The organism is Drancourtella sp. An12, from assembly GCF_002160935.1.
Taxonomy (GTDB): Bacteria; Bacillota; Clostridia; order Lachnospirales; family Lachnospiraceae; genus Sellimonas; species Sellimonas catena.
On sequence record NZ_NFLO01000024.1, the window covers coordinates 22,922 to 39,105 of the forward strand.

The 16,184-nt window shown below is 48.4% G+C and carries 15 protein-coding genes; all 15 read right to left on the reverse strand.

Annotated elements, in window-relative coordinates:
- Positions 1-21 precede the first annotated feature (21 nt).
- The 15 genes from B5E64_RS15705 to addB all read right to left on the reverse strand — a co-directional run bounded on the left by B5E64_RS15705 (position 22) and on the right by addB (position 16,184).
- Positions 22-1,194: a M23 family metallopeptidase gene (locus B5E64_RS15705; protein WP_242960258.1), complete on the reverse strand. Its 1,173-nt coding sequence runs from the start codon at positions 1,192-1,194 to the stop codon at positions 22-24.
- Between the two features lie 21 nt (positions 1,195-1,215).
- Positions 1,216-2,124 carry a permease-like cell division protein FtsX gene (gene ftsX / locus B5E64_RS15710; RefSeq protein ID WP_087169396.1) on the reverse strand — a complete coding sequence of 303 codons (909 nt, stop codon included), beginning with the start codon at positions 2,122-2,124 and terminating at the stop codon, positions 1,216-1,218.
- The gene (gene ftsE, locus B5E64_RS15715) at positions 2,114-2,800 is read right to left on the reverse strand and encodes a cell division ATP-binding protein FtsE (RefSeq protein WP_087169397.1); all 687 of its coding nucleotides are present in this window, start codon (positions 2,798-2,800) and stop codon (positions 2,114-2,116) included. The genes ftsX and ftsE overlap by 11 nt, the downstream gene beginning before the upstream one ends.
- A gap of 48 nt (positions 2,801-2,848) precedes the next feature.
- Positions 2,849-3,937, reverse strand: coding sequence for a helix-turn-helix domain-containing protein (locus B5E64_RS15720; RefSeq protein ID WP_087169398.1), 1,089 nt, complete (start codon positions 3,935-3,937; stop codon positions 2,849-2,851).
- Between the two features lie 197 nt (positions 3,938-4,134).
- Positions 4,135-4,833, reverse strand: coding sequence for a WecB/TagA/CpsF family glycosyltransferase (locus tag B5E64_RS15725; RefSeq protein WP_162610211.1), 699 nt, complete (start codon positions 4,831-4,833; stop codon positions 4,135-4,137).
- 278 nt (positions 4,834-5,111) lie between these two features.
- On the reverse strand, positions 5,112-5,309 hold the full coding sequence (locus B5E64_RS15730; RefSeq protein WP_087169400.1) for a small, acid-soluble spore protein, alpha/beta type: 198 nt from the start codon (positions 5,307-5,309) through the stop codon (positions 5,112-5,114).
- Positions 5,310-5,359: 50 nt separating this feature from the next.
- Positions 5,360-5,563, reverse strand: coding sequence for a PspC domain-containing protein (locus B5E64_RS15735; protein ID WP_087169401.1), 204 nt, complete (start codon positions 5,561-5,563; stop codon positions 5,360-5,362).
- Positions 5,564-5,613: 50 nt separating this feature from the next.
- On the reverse strand, positions 5,614-6,447 hold the full coding sequence (locus B5E64_RS15740; protein WP_087169402.1) for a DUF4097 family beta strand repeat-containing protein: 834 nt from the start codon (positions 6,445-6,447) through the stop codon (positions 5,614-5,616).
- A gap of 1 nt (position 6,448) precedes the next feature.
- Positions 6,449-7,177, reverse strand: a complete 729-nt coding sequence (locus tag B5E64_RS15745; RefSeq protein ID WP_087169403.1) for a DUF1700 domain-containing protein — start codon at positions 7,175-7,177, stop codon at positions 6,449-6,451.
- Positions 7,177-7,497 (reverse strand): PadR family transcriptional regulator, encoded by a 321-nt coding sequence (locus tag B5E64_RS15750; RefSeq protein ID WP_087169404.1) that lies wholly within the window; start codon positions 7,495-7,497, stop codon positions 7,177-7,179. Before B5E64_RS15750 ends, B5E64_RS15745 begins: the two co-directional genes overlap by 1 nt.
- A 203-nt stretch (positions 7,498-7,700) precedes the next feature.
- Positions 7,701-8,075: a fluoride efflux transporter CrcB gene (gene crcB / locus B5E64_RS15755; protein WP_087169405.1), complete on the reverse strand. Its 375-nt coding sequence runs from the start codon at positions 8,073-8,075 to the stop codon at positions 7,701-7,703.
- Position 8,076: 1 nt separating this feature from the next.
- On the reverse strand, positions 8,077-8,979 hold the full coding sequence (locus B5E64_RS15760; protein ID WP_087169406.1) for a carbon-nitrogen hydrolase family protein: 903 nt from the start codon (positions 8,977-8,979) through the stop codon (positions 8,077-8,079).
- A 15-nt stretch (positions 8,980-8,994) separates the two neighbouring features.
- Positions 8,995-9,264 (reverse strand): DUF1294 domain-containing protein, encoded by a 270-nt coding sequence (locus tag B5E64_RS15765; protein ID WP_087169407.1) that lies wholly within the window; start codon positions 9,262-9,264, stop codon positions 8,995-8,997.
- 9 nt (positions 9,265-9,273) lie between these two features.
- Positions 9,274-12,831, reverse strand: coding sequence for a helicase-exonuclease AddAB subunit AddA (gene addA / locus B5E64_RS15770; protein ID WP_087169408.1), 3,558 nt, complete (start codon positions 12,829-12,831; stop codon positions 9,274-9,276).
- A 5-nt stretch (positions 12,832-12,836) separates the two neighbouring features.
- Positions 12,837-16,184 carry a helicase-exonuclease AddAB subunit AddB gene (gene addB, locus B5E64_RS15775; RefSeq protein WP_087169409.1) on the reverse strand — a complete coding sequence of 1,116 codons (3,348 nt, stop codon included), beginning with the start codon at positions 16,182-16,184 and terminating at the stop codon, positions 12,837-12,839.

Here is a 16,184-nt window from a genome sequence, read left to right on the forward strand (position 1 = left end):
GATCCCTTTCTGAGTCTGAAATTATAAGTAACTCAATGGATTCACCGGTGTTCCGTTTACATGTACTTCATAGTGAAGATGCGGTCCGGTTACAATTCCCGTCGCACCGATCGCCGCAATATTCTGTCCCCTGGACACCTTCTGTCCTGCACTGACATACACGGCGCTGCAATGCTGGTACCATGTCTGGATTCCATTTCCATGATTGACTACTACATAATTTCCACGTGCGCTGTTATAAGATGCCGTGACAACGGTTCCGGCTTCCGACGCATAGATCGGCGTTCCGGTCGCTCCGCCAAAATCGATACCGTCATGTCTGCTCGTCGCACCTGCCGTCGGAGCTGTACGATATCCATACCCGCTTGTGATCCGCGGACTTGCAACCGGGTAAGCCAGTGTACCATTTCCGGACACATAGGAACTTCCCGCACTTGATGAACTTCCGGAAGAAGATGCGGCCTGAGCGGCTCTCCTTGCAGCTTCTGCTGCTGCCTTTCTGGCAGCTTCCGCTTCCGCCTGACGTCTCTTGGCCTCTTCGGCCTCCTTAATCAGCTGCTGAAGCTTTGCGGCATTTTCACCAATCTGCTGTTCCAGGCTGGAAATCTGCACTTCCTTTTCCGCGAGAAGCTGGTTGACACTGTCACGCTTTGCAATCAGGTCATTCTGAAGTGTCTTTAATTCCTCTTCCTCTTTCTTCAGTGCCTGTTCTTTCTTTTCAATCTCCTTTGTCAGCTGTTCATACTTTTCCAGCATGTTTCTGTCGTACTCGGAGATTGTCTGAACATATTCTGCTTTATTCAGCAGGTCTCCCATACTCCTGGCACTTAAAAGGATCTCAATCAGGCTGGTGTTTCCGTTCTCATACATATATTTTATGCGAAGCTTCATCGCTTCATACTGGTCATTTTCCTGGATCTGGGCCTGCACAAGTTCATCCTGCGCTTTTTTGATCTCATCCTGCTTCTTTGTCAGCTTTTCCTCCGCTTCCTGCATATCGCTGATCACCTGATTCAGCTGACCGGCAAGGGAGTTTTTCTCATTCTCCGCCGCTTCTTTCTGCTGCTGAAGCTCCTTTCCTCTCTGCTCGGCCTCTGAAATAGAATCAGCCTGCACAGGAACTGCGGTAAGTGAAAATATCATGATGCCCGCCATGAACGCAGCTGCCATATGTCTGGCTTTCTTTTTCAACATGATCTTTTGTCCTCCTTATGACTACGCGCGCAAGTGCTTCCGAATGGTGATAAAACTTCCAAGGAATCCGATACCGGCACCCAGAGCAAGCCCTACCGGAAGCAACGTACGGTAAACATCCATGACAGGAATAAAATCAATAATATTGTTCAGAAGACTGAATCTCGTCATAATATACTCTACTGCCTTATTATACATGAAGTAGAGAAGAATCAGAGGAATAATCGCTCCCACGATTCCGATGATAAGACCTTCGATTACAAACGGCGCCCGGACAAACCCGTCCTTCGCACCGATATATTTCATAATGGCAATCTCTTCACGCCGTACCGTCACACCCATTGTAACTGTGTTGCTGATCAGGAATACGGATACAGCAAGCAGGATCGCGATAATCGCAATGGATACATACCAGATCAGGGAGTTCAGTCTTGTCAGTGTCTTGGCAACAACGTCAGATTTGTTGACATTGCCGACTCCCTCCAGACTCTGTGCATGCTCTACGATATCCTGCTGTTTTGAGACATCGCTCATATACACCTCATAGTGATTGGAATTGATCAGCGGGTTGTCATCAGCAAATCCCTCTGCCGCATCTTCATTGCCTGCAAAATAATCTTCCTGGAACTCTTCCCATGCCTGTTCTCCTGAGACGTACTCTACTCTCAGGACACCGTCCTGCTGTTTCAGATCATCTCCGATGGCCTGAATCTGCTCTTCGGAGGTGCCTTCATTAAAGAAAACTGTAATCGCAACCCCTTCTTCTGCCTTCTGAACCATGTAATTGAAGTTCATGACGATCGCAAAGAAAAGGCCAAACACGAAAATACATGCTGCCATCGTTGCAACAGAAGCAAGTGAGAACAGCTTGTTACGGAAAATGTTCTTAACCCCCTGCTTTGTCGAATATCCTATTGTACTAATTTTCATTATTATACCCACCTTTTTGTTCGTCGCTTACAATAACGCCCTTCTTCATTGTGATAACGCGTTTTTTCATCTCGTTTACGATTTCCTGGTTATGTGTCACGACAAGGACCGTCGTTCCGCGGTCATTGGCCTCCTCAAGAAGCTTCATGATCTCCCATGAATTGGTCGGGTCGAGATTTCCCGTAGGCTCATCCGCCAGCAGGATCGCAGGCTCATTAACAATTGCTCTTGCAATGGCCACCCTCTGCTGTTCCCCTCCGGAGAGTTCTTTCGGAAACGCTTTATATTTCTGTGCCAGTCCCACAAGCGACAATGCTGCCGGCACTTTCTGCTTGATAATACGCGGTGATGTCTCTGTCACGCGGAGAGCAAATGCAATATTCTCATAGATATTCCGGTCTTTCAGAAGACGGAAATCCTGGAATACAACCCCCAGATGTCTCCGGTACTGAGGTATCTTTCTGTGTTTCAGACGGTTCAGGTTCTGGCCGTTGACAATAATACTGCCGCTGGTCGGATCCAGTTCCTTTAACAGTAAACGAATCAGTGTAGATTTCCCGGAACCACTGTCACCGACAATAAATGCAAACTCTCCTTTTTCAATCTTCAGGTTTACACCATTGAGCGCAGCAATCCCTTTGGAATACTCCTTCGTTACTTCCTTAAATTCAATCATAAGTCTCCTCCTGCTAATTACTGATACTCCTTGTAATCTGGCTGCCTTTTAGTATTCCTGTGTCTCCATATACTTCATGTATTTGACTACCATCAGCGCAATCTTGAAAGTAATGGCATCCTCGAACACACGAAGATCCAGCCCGGTGCTCTTCTGAAGCTTGTCAAGACGGTATACCAGTGTATTTCTGTGGATATACAGCTGTCTCGATGTCTCAGATACATTCAGGCTGTTTTCAAAAAACTTGTTGATTGTTGTCAGCGTCTCCTCATCAAAGTCATCCGGGGATTTTCCCTCAAAAATCTCCCTGATAAACATCTTGCACAGCGGAATCGGAAGCTGGTAGATCAGCCGGCCGATGCCAAGCGCGCTGTATGCAATGATATCCTTCTCCTCAAAGAAGATCTTCCCGACATCCAGAGCAAGCTTTGCCTCTTTATATGATTTTGACACTTCCTTGATATCACTTACGATCGTACCGTATGCGATATGAGCCCCCTCTTCGCCTTCTGATTTTAACATAGAAAGCATCTCTTCGGCAACCTTTTCCATCTCGGCATAGCCTTCTCCCGCGGAAAGCTCCTTTACGACAATAATATTCTTTTCGTCTACGGCCGTGATGAAATCTCTTGTCTTTCCACCAAAAAGAGTACGAACATTGTCAAGTGCATTCGTATCTTTATCGTGAGAAGTTTCAATAATAAAGATAACACGTCTGACGTCAGTGTCAATATGCAATTTTTTGGCACGGTTATAAATATCCACCAGAAGAAGATTATCCAGCAGAAGATTTTTGATAAAATTGTCTTTATCAAACCGCTCTTTATATGCGACAAGCAGATTCTGAATCTGGAATGCCGCAATCTTTCCGATCATATATACGTCGTCATTTCCTCCGTTTGCAAGAAGGATGTACTCCAGCTGATGTTCGTCAAAAATCTTGAAGAACTGATATCCCTGGATCACCTGGCTGTCGGCCGGAGATGCTACAAAAGAAAGTACCGCATTCTCATAATCGCCGTTTTCAGGGAATGTCGATGCCAGCACCTTCCCATCGATATCCATGACACATAAATCAATTCTCGTTATTCCCTTTAATCCTTCAATGGTGTTCTGTAGTATCTGGTTTGATATCATTCCGACTCCTCTTTTCTCCATTTTTTGTATGCAATTTTCACAATCGCATTGTTCTTTTCTTTCGTTTTCTAAAACTCACCTATGTTATATACTAATATAAATTCACAAAAAAAGAAAGAGGAAATAGCATTTTTTTATGCATTTCCTCTCCCCGCATCCGGTCTTTCCACTGCATGACTCTGTGCATTGTGACGAAATTACTGTTTGCTTCCCGACTGCCCCTGCTGTTCCTTTTCTTTCCTTTTTATTTCCGATTTCAGTTTGAATTTTACAAAAAAATCCTGCAGTCGGCTTTTTTTATTATTTTTCTGTTGTATATTCTTAATTACTTCACCAAGGCCCACCCAGATTCTGGCATCCAGCACAGACTTGTTCTCGCCAATAAAATCTTCCTGAAGCGGAGATGGAAGCACGGAAATAATACAGTCAATCTCAGCTCCATTGATCTTATTGACAATCATATCACTCACTCCGGACCTGTCCTCAACGATCTCGGCACCGGAAATCTCAATTCCGGAATAGTACCGCTCCAGATACTCCCTCAGAATTTCCTGTTTGTCGTCTCCCGGCGCCAGCAGAAATACTTTCCGACGATCCTTTTTCAGATATCTGAGAAACATCTTGACAAACAGATTCGTTTCAGCCTCCCGAAGAAGCGTCCGGTCTTCCACCCCCGACAACTCCAGAAGTGTCCTGTCTCCCACGACAAGAAGATCCATCTGTGCAATCTTCTCCCGAAGATCACCTGTTTCTGTCAGTTCGATTACTGAACTTCCGGCCAGGATCTCTATAGTACTGATCGGTTCCGTTTCCATATAGCGGATTGCTTCCTGCATTGCCTCTTTTGCTGTATATCCGTCTAATTGTACGCCTAAAACCTCAAACTTTTCACACATACTATCACCTATCATTCCTAACCGGGCAATTATAGCAGACCCCCAGCCGAATTTCAACAATTCTCACAAACTCTTCACACAAATTAACACTTTTGTAAAGCTACAAGCCAGGGGGCCAGGAACATTGGACGACGGAAAGCAAACTCGTTTGCTGGACGGCGTACATATGTTTCTGGGTGTATGGCGACAGCCATCAAGCGAGGAAATCGGTCATTTCACTCCCCCTCTTCTACCTCCCCTCCCTCCGATTTCCGAGCTTGCCCCTGGCGTATCTCCATTCACTCCCCGGTTTTCTTTTCCCTCCTCCTTCGGTTCACCATTCCTCCGATTCTCCCTGTCTCCTTCGAGGAAAGAGACTTCCATCCGTCATTCATCACCCGGTCCAGAAGTCCAAGTTCTTCCGCAATCTCGTATTTTAACTTTTCCTCTTCTGTCAGTTCGCTTAAGTTGATTTTCTTTTCTTTTTTCTGAGACATAAAAATACCCTCTCCTTTCATGGAGAGAGTATTTCCATCCTTTTCCTTCTTTATACGCCTTCCGGACGCTCCGGCATCACAACGGCCGCGATGAAATATCCCAGGACTCCTGTCCCGAAGCTTGCGCAGGTAAACAAAACGTATCCCAGCCGTATGATGGTCGGATCAATGTGGAAATATTCTGCCACACCTGCACACACTCCGCAGAGCAGCCTGTCATGATTTGAACGGTATAATCTTTTTTCCGGTTCCATATCTTCTATTCCTCCTGTCCGTTTATCTGAGTTCTCCGTTTCTTCCCGAATTATTTAAATACAATTTCGATGCTTCCTGCCATACAGTCAGCTTTGATCTTTTTCCCTGTTCCATGGTCCTGATCATAGTTTTCCTGAAGTCCCGAAGCAACGGATTCACCGTCAATACTGATATCTCCTGCACTTGCCTTCATCTTATAATCGTATTCAGACCGGTCCCCGGAAAGTTCGAGTGTAATGCCTCCTGCATTACAGGAAACGTCTGTATCGGACGGGCTGTTCCCTCTGCTCAGTTCTACACTTCCTGCATCACATTCAATCTCTATCTTCCCTGCCGAAAATGTATCTGCCTCTACAGCTCCAGCGCCAACATCAAGATCCAGCTTCTCGCATCGAATCTCCTCAAACCATATAGATCCTGCACCGGCATATCCTTTTACCTTATCAAATTCAATCTTCTTCGGTACAGTAATAATCACCGTAGCATCCGAGTCATCCTGCCAATGATTATTTCTTTCCTTTTCTGAGCGAACCACAAGTTTTGTCCCGTCTTTTTTCACTTCCAGCTCGGACTCCGTATCCACATCTCTTGTGTCAATCCGTATCTGGCCGGACTGGTCCGTACTGGTCTTTACCTCGACTTTCATTGCTTCTGCCCGGATATCCAGACTTTGAATTCCCGAAAAACTCTTGAAATATACAGTATCTCCTGTTTTTTCGTGATGTTCTGTGTCATTTTCATGAAGCCATCTGACATACGGGAAAAAATCAGATGGTATTTCTGACCGGTCTATTCCGATCGCTGCTGCCGAGACACACATCCCCGCTCCCAGAACAGCCAGTATTCCACAAGTAATCAGAACACCTTTCCACCTCTTTCTCATACTATGCGCGCTCCTTTCCTCTGTAAAACAGTCTCCTTGTGACTCCTGTCAACACCCGGAAAATAGACGGAACCATGACGCAGCAGAGTCTGACGCTGAACACGGTAAGCAGAATTCCCGCGGAAAGCAGAAGAAGCCCGATTCCGCAGACGAGGAATCCTGCTGAAATTGAAGAAAACATTACTGTCACTCCTGCCACTGCCATCGCCACTCCGCAAACCGCAATGCAGAATGAAAAAATAACAAAAGCAAAAAAGATTCCGAAGGCTCCTGCAATCAGTCCAAAAAGCCCTGCTACAGCTCCGCCGACGATTGGAATCACGACAGGAAATCCTACACAGATAATAAGTATGATCAAAATGACTTTTAATGTCCTGCTGGTCCAGGGCCTCCTCTCCGGCTGCCCGTCTCCGTATCCGCGGTACGACTCCTCTTTTCCCGTGTAACCGCTGCTTGTCGTATAGTCCGCCGGCACCTCTCTGTCGTCGTACCGGCTCTGAAAAAATCCATTCTCAGCGTACGCATCCCCTGCATCTTCCCCTCTTAATCCTTCCCGGATCATCAGGGCAACTTTCTCCGGACTTCCCAGTTCTTTTATGATCTGTTCCTCCATCTCCGGTCCTGCATCCGCAAAATAGTCTTCATAATACTGGACGGCCTCTTCCCGCTCTTCTTCTGAAAGATCGCCGAGAAGTATTCTCAATCTTTCCAAAAACTCCTGACGATTCATCAAATCATTCCTCCCTCAAAAATATCAGTAATCTTTTTTGAATATTTCAGCCACTCGGACCTGTACAGCTCCAGCATGACCGCTCCCTTGTCAGTTACTTTATAATACCGTCTGTTCCTTCCGTCATACTGTCTGTCGTAGACCTCCAGGCACTCATCTTTCTGCAGTCTGCGAAGCACCGGGTAGAGTGTGGATTCGGAAATGTCAATCGCCTTTCTGACATCCTGCGTAATCTTATAACCGTATGTCCCCTCTTCTTCCCGCGATACAACCGCCAGCACAATTGCATCCAAAAGGGCTGCTCCGGTATTAAAAACCATAGCCTCACTTCCTTTTATATGCCGGGGTATCCTCCCCGAAACTTATTGACTCCTATATCATATCGTTTTCTATATTATACGTCGTATAATATTGTACGTCAATGAATTTATATAAAAGAAATGCGAAAGATTTTCTGAAGACTGCCACAAAGGACTTTTCTGCAAAATAAAAGAGAACCCCGTTTCCAGGATTCTCCTGTCTTCTATCCCCGCACCTGAACTGCAATCATTCTTCCAAGACATACACCTGCCAGACAGCAGATTACACTCAGGGCAATATAAAGTCCTCCGCTCAGCATTTTTCCCTGTTCCAGAAGCGTCCAGGCTTCCAGCGAAAATGTGGAAAATGTGGTAAAGCCTCCGCAGAATCCGGTCTTCCAGAACCATGCGTGTCTTTTTGACACATCAGGATCCTCCCCCGCCAGTATTCCTGCCAGGAAACCGATTACCACCGCGCCCAGCAGATTGGTCAGGAAGGTCCAGACCGGAAAATCTCCCCTGACCGGCAGAAGACTCAGTGCGTACCTTGCCGATGCGCCAAGTGCTCCTCCCAGCGCCACATAACAAACTCCCGGCATCTTAACCTTCCTCCTTTTCCTTTGTCAGTGGGGTCCGTATAAACGGCTCTTCTACAGCCGGATCCAGAAGCTTTTCGTAGGCTCCGGTTTTCCGGTAGGCATTCCCCCACGTTTCGTTTTTCCGGTACTCCCGGATCTCTTCTATAGGAAACTCCGCCATCAGAATCCCCTCCTCCTCCGATGCCATCAGAATTGTCGGATCCTGATATCCATCTTCACCGAACACAACCGGAGAAAACGCACAGGACTGTCCCCATCCCCTGCCCGGGTAATTGGCCATGGCAATTCCGGTCATATTTTCAAAGGCACGTGCCTCCAGCTGGTGCAGGCGGGCAGGATTCATGTCACAGGCATTCGGCACGAGAATCAGTTCCGCCCCTTTCAGCATGAGAATTCTTGCACTTTCCGGGAATTCTCTGTCATAGCAGATCATAATTCCGATCCGGACACCATCAAATTCTGCGGTTTCAAAGGACGTTCCGCTCTGTAACAGCGCCTCCAGGGAAAAGTCACACGTATGTACCTTGGCATATCGAAGAAGGATTTCTCCTTCTCTTCCTATCAGAAATGCTTCATTCTGCGGTCCTTTTTCCCCTTCATACATACCGGTGATCACTGCGCCGATGGAGAGCCGCTTTGCCGTCTCCCTGAGTGTCCGGATATAGGCACTGTCCTCTCCAACCGCCTGAGAAATCCATGCCTTTCGCTCTTTTTCTCTTTCTTTCTGAAAGGGATCATCAAATGCCTCCGGAAAAGGCGGCGCATATCCAATCGACCACATTTCCGGGAAAAGCACCAGATCCGCGCCTGCCCGCCCGGCTTCCTCCATATAACGGACAGCCAGATCCAGATTTGCTTTCACATCATTCGGCACTGCCTTTTTTTGTACCAGTGCAATTTTCATTTCTTTTGCTCTCCTTTATCGCGGAAGGATTCCGTACACAACTGCCGCCTGTAAAACAACAGAGAGCGGTACCAGAATCCGGAATTTCCATTTTTTTGTCTTATGGCGAAAAACGGTCATGCCAAAAAGAGCTCCCGCCCCTCCAAGGCAGAAGGCACTTCCAAGGAGCGCTGCCTCGGAAATCCGCCATCTGTCATGCTTCGCCTTCCATTTATCAATTCCGTACATTATCAGTACGATTACGTTCCAGGCCGCCATCACCAAAAGCAGGTACTGCCAGATCATCGCTTCCTCCTATACTCTGATCTCCTTTCCAAGTGCAAAGGAATAGATCAGTTTTTCTTTTACATGTTTTCCAAGACTCTTTTCCAGAGCTTCCTGATAGTATTCCAGCTGAATACGGTAACGCCCTGTCAGTTCTTCTTCCGTTCTGACACGGTCAGTCTTATAATCGAGCAGGACGATTTCCCCGTCTTCCTCGAAAAACAGGTCAATAATCCCCTGCACAATCAGAAGTTCTCCACTTTTTTCTCCGCCGTTTTCCGGATAAATCCGGTCTGCTTCCACGCCAAGCACAAACGGCTGCTCTTCTTTCAGCTTTCCGTTCTGTGCCGCTTTCTGCATCCGGGCCGCACAGTCCGACTGTAAGAACTTCAGAATGTCTTCTCTTTCCACAGCCCCGGCGGATGCCTCATCGATCTTTTCCGCTTCCACGAACTGCCGGATTTCCTCTTCCAGTGTTTCCATGGTATAGGATTTTCCAAAATCCAGAAGTTCCAGAATCCGGTGGTAGGCTGTTCCTCTTGCCGCTCCCCGGATCTTCGTTTCCCCTTTCCGGAATTTTGGGATGATCTCTTCTTCCGGCTTCTCAAACATACGGACACTTTCCTCTTCTTCCGGCTGCGGCTCATGCGCCGCCCGTTTCAGTTCCGATACAGAAAACTTTCTCTTCCACCGGCTTTCCTCTTCATACGGATACCGGAAGAGATAGCTTTCCATCAGATGATTCCGGATTTCCTCATCATAGAGCTGCTCCGGATCAATGGCTTCGATATCCTCCCTGCGGATCTGTTTTCTTTCTTCCTCCATCACGGATTCCATCAGCACGTCTTCTTCCGTCAGAATTTCTACACGAATCGGCACCTTCTCTGACCATTCCGGATCATCCAGCCGGACCAGCGCCGGAATCAGGAAGTCCAGATAGCTTCCTGCCTTTTGCAAAAGCCCGAAGGAAAGCTGCCTCTCTGTCTGGCTTTTCACCCGCTCATACTGCTTTTGCTTTTCCCCGGCATGTTTCAGAGTTCCGGTGATAATAAGCTTTTCCTTTGCTCTTGTAAGTGCCACATATAAGACACGGAGCTCCTCTCCCAGATTTTCCAGCCGTGTTTCATTCTGGATCATCTTTTTCAAAAAGGACGGTGCCTGCATCCGCTCTTTTAAATAGACTGCATCCACACCGATCCCCAGATCCTGATGGATGACCACCTTTCTCTGAATATCCTGGGTGTTAAACTTCTTTCCCATTCCGGAGACAATCACGATCGGGAATTCCAGACCTTTACTTTTATGAATACTCATGAGGCGCACCGTGTCAGCCATCTCATCGCTTGTATTGGCTTCCCCGTAATCGACCTGATATTTCTGCAGCTGCTCCACGTACCGCAGGAAATGAAATAGTCCTTTGTAACTCGTGCTTTCATACGCTTTTGCTTTCTCGATCAGCATATCCAGATTCGCTCTTCTTTGTATGCCGCCCGGCATGGCAAGGACATAGTCCCGGTATCCGGTTTGAGATACAACCTGCTCCAGCAGTTCATGAATCGCTGTGTACGGCACCTGTTCCCGAAACCTGTGTACCTGTTCGTAAAATACGCCAAGTTTATCATCTTTCGTGTCCCTCGCAAAATCTGCCGCCGCCTGGTAAAACGGCTCTTCCGGATACGCGCACCGGATCCTTGCAAGCTCCTCATTTGTCAGTCCGCCAAAACAGGAGGAAAGCACTGCCGCAAGCGGAAGATCCTGCTTTTCATTATCCAGAATTTTCAGATAGTCTAAAAGAAGACTGATCTCCCTTGTCTGGAAGTATCCTTCCTTTGTCCCGCAGAATGTCGGAATTCCTTCCTCATTCAGCACCTTCGAAAAGACATCCGTCCACCCTTTGAGGCTTCGGAGAAGAATCACGATATCTCTGTAGGATGCCTTTCGATAGACACCGGTCTCCTTGTCCAGCACCTCCGTATTTTTCAGAAGCTCCTTGATCCGGGCCGCCACAGCCCGCGCTTCCAGCTCTTTTGCCTCCAGCGACTCTCCCTCTTCGATCAGCAGGATCTCCGTATCAAATCCTTCCTTTTCCTCGAACTGTGCCCCCACGTACAGGGCCGCCTGCTCATCGTACTCCACTCTTCCAAGAGATACTGTCATGATCTGATAAAACAGGAAATTGACCGCATCCAGCACTTCCCCCCGGCTGCGGAAATTTTTGTGCAGGTCAATTCTGCGCTGGTCCCCCTCTCCGGCCGTCTCATAGGATGCGTACTTTGCCATGAAAAGTTCCGGCCTGGAAAGCCGGAACCGGTAGATGCTCTGCTTCACATCCCCTACCATAAAGACATTGTACTGCCCATGACTGATCCGTGAAATCTGCATCAGAAGCGTCTCCTGAATCAGGTTGCTGTCCTGATACTCATCGATCATGATCTCTTCGTATTTCTTCCGGTATTCCTCGGCGATTTCTTCTTTTTTCAGGATCCGGAGCGCATACTGCTCCATATCCCCAAAGTCAATCACACCGGCATTTCTCTTCTTTTCTTCAAAAGCCCGTCCAAACGCAATTGTCAGGCGCACAAGCTCCCCGGCAAACGGGGCTGCCTGTTCCATATCCTCTTTTAAATCCGCCTCGGTCTCATAGAAGAACTGTTCTTTCAGAGCGGACAGTTCCTTTTTAACCTGATCCCGCAAGGACTTGACAAATGCCGTCTTCTCCTCGGAAACTGATTTATCTTTATTCGCCGCAAGCCTTGCGAACGACGCCCCCGCAATCTGCTCCTGAAGCTCCCCAAAGGTCTCCTCTGACCGCAGAGAGCGGATCAGTCCGATATCCGAGGAAATCGTATCGGCATATGCGGCCGGTCCGTCCGGCTCCTCACACAGCTCTGCCGCGTAACGCAGTTCACTTTCCATATCCTCCAGTGTTTCCTTTGTATGCTCCATAGCCGCCTGGACAAACGGAATCGTATCCCACGGTTCGCTTTTGATGGATTCATATCCTTCGATGCTGTCCAGAAGCCATTCTTCCGGATCCGGATTGCTTCGTGAAAACTCATAGAGCTCCAGAATCAACTCCTCGACTTTTTTGTCGTCTCTTCCCGTTGATGCCATCTCTACAAAGTCAGTAAATGAGCTTTCCCCTATTGCATACTCCTCTTCCAGAAGGTTTTCCATCACTTCCTGCATCAGAAGTTTTCGTTCTCCTTCTTCCAGCGTCCGAAACCCCGGCTCCAGATCAATCGTGTGGAAATAATCCCGGATCACAGACAGACAGAAGCTGTGGATCGTCGTGATCTTTGCATGGTGGATGAGCGTTGCCTGCCGCTGCAGATGCGCATTGTCCGGATCTGTCTCCAGCTTCTTTTCAATGGCACCGCGGATTCTCTCTTTCATCTCGGCTGCCGCTGCCTCTGTAAAGGTCACAACGAGAAGCTGATCCACATCGAGAGGATTTTCCCCTTCCGTCAGTCTGGTAATGATCCGCTCCACAAGGACGGCCGTCTTTCCGGAGCCTGCCGCCGCTGAGACGAGAAGATTACATCCTCTGGCCGCTATAACCTGCTCCTGTTCTTTTGTCCATCCCATGATTCTCACTCCCCTTCCTGTTCCGAGAGTTCCTGCGCAATCAGCCGGAAAATCTCCTCCCGTTTTTTCGATACAAGGCTTCGGTAGCCGCACCCCTCGATTCTCTCATCAAACCCGCAGATACTGTGGTACGGGCAGTAATCGCACCCGGTGTTCATCCCCAGTTCATAAGGCTCCTTTTTGACATTCCCTTTCAGGATCTCTTCTTTAAGCTGCTTCGTCTTCCTCTTTGTATAAGAAGACAGAAGTCCGAATTCCGCCTTTGACGCGGCCCGGGAGGTTTTAGAAACGCTTCCGTCTTTGTTCCTTCCAAACGGCGCCGCAAGAGAACTTTTCGCTCCCGTATGATCCAGATGTCCGAGAACATCCGGATCGGAATTCACAAGGCCATCGGGACGGAGCTCTTTTAACAGCTCCTCCTCGGCCTGCTCTTCGTCGGATTTCGGAACCATCGGATCCTTCATCTGATAATAAAAGATTCCCGCCGGAATCACTTCCTTGCTCGGATGCTTCTTCCGCTCCAGCTCCAGGGCCGCATTCATGTAGACCGCAAGCTGAAGCTGAAGTCCGTAATAAAAGGACGTGATGTCAAAGGACTTGGATCCGGTCTTATAATCCGTCACCTTGACATAGACCTGATTTTCATCTTCACACGTATCGACCCGGTCGATGACGCCTCCCGCAAACCGGACTTCTGTCCCGGTCTGCCGGAAATCCCCCATTTTCTGCTGACGAAGCAGCGCCCATACCGTCCGGTCCACAAGCCTCTTCATCCTCGTAATCAGATATTCCCGGCGCTTCGTACTGTAAAGCACGGTATTTTCATAATCAATGATACTTTCCTCCACGCAGGCGTCCACCATTTCCCGGCGCATCTCGTCGGTGATATCCGTAACCGGGATATCCAGCCTTTCCGCCTTTCCCGCAAAATGTTCCATTGCCTTGTGGAAAAGATTTCCCCAGTCCAGAGGTTTGAATTCATACTCCTGCCGCTCACTTAACCGCAGTCCATAGGCCATAAAATGCGCAAAAGCACAGGATGCATATTTCTCCAGACGGGTCACACCTTTGTCGATTCCTTCCCGGTAAAGAATCTCTGCCGCCTTCTTTGAGAGACGGTCATCCGGCATCCGGTAAAAATGTGCCTGCATCACCTGTTCCAGACTTTGACTGCGTTTCGAATCCTTTTTATACCAGGCATAAAGCTCCTGCCACTGCGGATCTTCCGTCTCCTCATTCTGAAGTCCCCGGATCAGAAGTTCCAGACCGTTTTTCCCGGTCAGTTCCGTCTCTTTCAGGGTCCGTTCCTCCTCCCGCGTCACAGTCAGACGCGGAAACAGCTTCTGAATATCCCGGATCAGATAAGACGGTCTGAGAGAAGTCCCGTCCGCCGCCACCGAAGCATAAGACAGGTACAGCAGTTCCTGTGGTTTAGTCAGCATCGTGTACAGATAAAATTTCTGAATATAGGCCTGTTCTTTCCCTCCGGCGGAAAGTTCCGTCCCTCCGGACCGGATTTTCTCCCGGTCATACTCGGAGAGCAGCCCGCCCGAGCCAAGCTGCCCTGGAAGGAAGCTGTCGTTTGCGCCAAGGAAAAACAGGGCTTTGATATCAGTAAGCCTCGTCCGCTCCATGTCCCCGGCCATAACTTCATCAATTCCCGGCGGAATGACACCGACTTTGGCTTCCTCGAGTCCGGCGTCCAGAAGCTCCCCGTATTCCTCCAGAGAAACCGTCTCCTCCCCGAGAAGCGCTACAAATTTATCAAACAGATCGATGACAATCCGGTACACCTGGGAATACTCCTTTGCAAGGGCTGCTTCGCCGCTCTTCTCAAAAAACTGCTCCTGCTCCCGGACCTTCCCGTACATGCCTTCCTGCACGAGAAAATCATAAAGCGCTTCCGTAATGTCCCTTACCGTCTTTTTCTGCTGCCGCAGCACAAAGACAAGACTGTCCACCTTTTCGATAAACCGGACACGAAGATGATTGACTTTTGCAAGCTCTTCTTCGCTCATCCCTTTGCTTTTCCGGATCCAGGCGCCCTGCCACTTTTTGTATCCCCGGATTCCAAGGGCAAGCACATAGTTTTCCAGTGTGTCAACTTCCTCCATCGTAAATCCGCTAAGGCCCGTCCTCAGAAACCGGAATACGCTTTCGTAGGTAAATCCCTTCTGGATCATGGCCGTCACACTGCGGACGTATTCTACAAATGGATTTAACAGCACACTTCGTTTCTGGTCTGCAAATACCGGAATCCCGTATTCGGAAAAAATTGTCCGGATATCATCCGAATAAGCGGACAGATCCGGCACGATCACCGCAAAATCCCGGTATCTCCATCCCTTTGTCCGGACAAGGGAACGGATCTTTCTTGCTGCCGCTTCCACTTCCTGCCCCGGCGTTGCCGCATGGCAGATCCGGATCCGGTCCTGTTCTTCTTCGTAACGGGCCTTGCCGTAGCGGAAAAGATGACGTTCCAGAAAGGCCATCGGAGTATTTTCGCGGAACCGGTACGGAATCTCTCCCTCCATCCATACGGGATCGTTCACCGTAATCTTCTTCTCCCGGCAGATGGCAAGGAGCTTTGTCGTCATCTCTTTACTGAGAGAAAACAGCTGGTACGGTCCCTGATAAAGATAAGGATTCTCATTCTTCGGAATCGTCACTGTCACCCGGACATCCTGACACACCTTGAGAAGCTGCTCCAGCAGCCGGTTCTGAACCGGGGTAAATCCGGTAAAACCGTCCAGCGCAATGATGCTGTCCCGCAGAATGGCAGACTGCGGCACCCTCTCGCAGAGCAGATCCAGAATCTCCTCTCTTGTGATATATTTTTCCTCCAGATAGGCATAGAAGCCTTCGTACACCTTCTTCAAATCAGAAAGCTTATAATAAAGCGAGGTTCCTTCCCCCGCCTGCTCCATCATCCGGTCAAGCTCTTCTTCTCCAATATCGTACTGGGTAAACTCGGAAATGACCGATTTCACTTCGCTGATATACCCCTGCCGCTTCAGATTTCCACGAAGGACAGTCAGATCGTCCTCATAATCCCCCGCAATCTTCCGGAGAATCAGATTTTTCCCCTCGTCATCCAGAACAATCCGGTCGTTTCCCCCGGTCTCTTCCATGACACGATAAGCAAGCCTTCCAAAACTTAACACATCAATATTCATGATCGCATGATTCGGGCTTGCCTCCACAAGATCTTTCTGAGTCTGCATGGAAAACTGCTCCGGCACGAGAACAATATAAGTCTTCTCCGGATTTGCAGCCGCTTCTTCTACTGTCTTCTGATATAGAGAATGGGACTTCCCTGAACCGGAACTCCCAAAAATAAACTGTAATGCCAT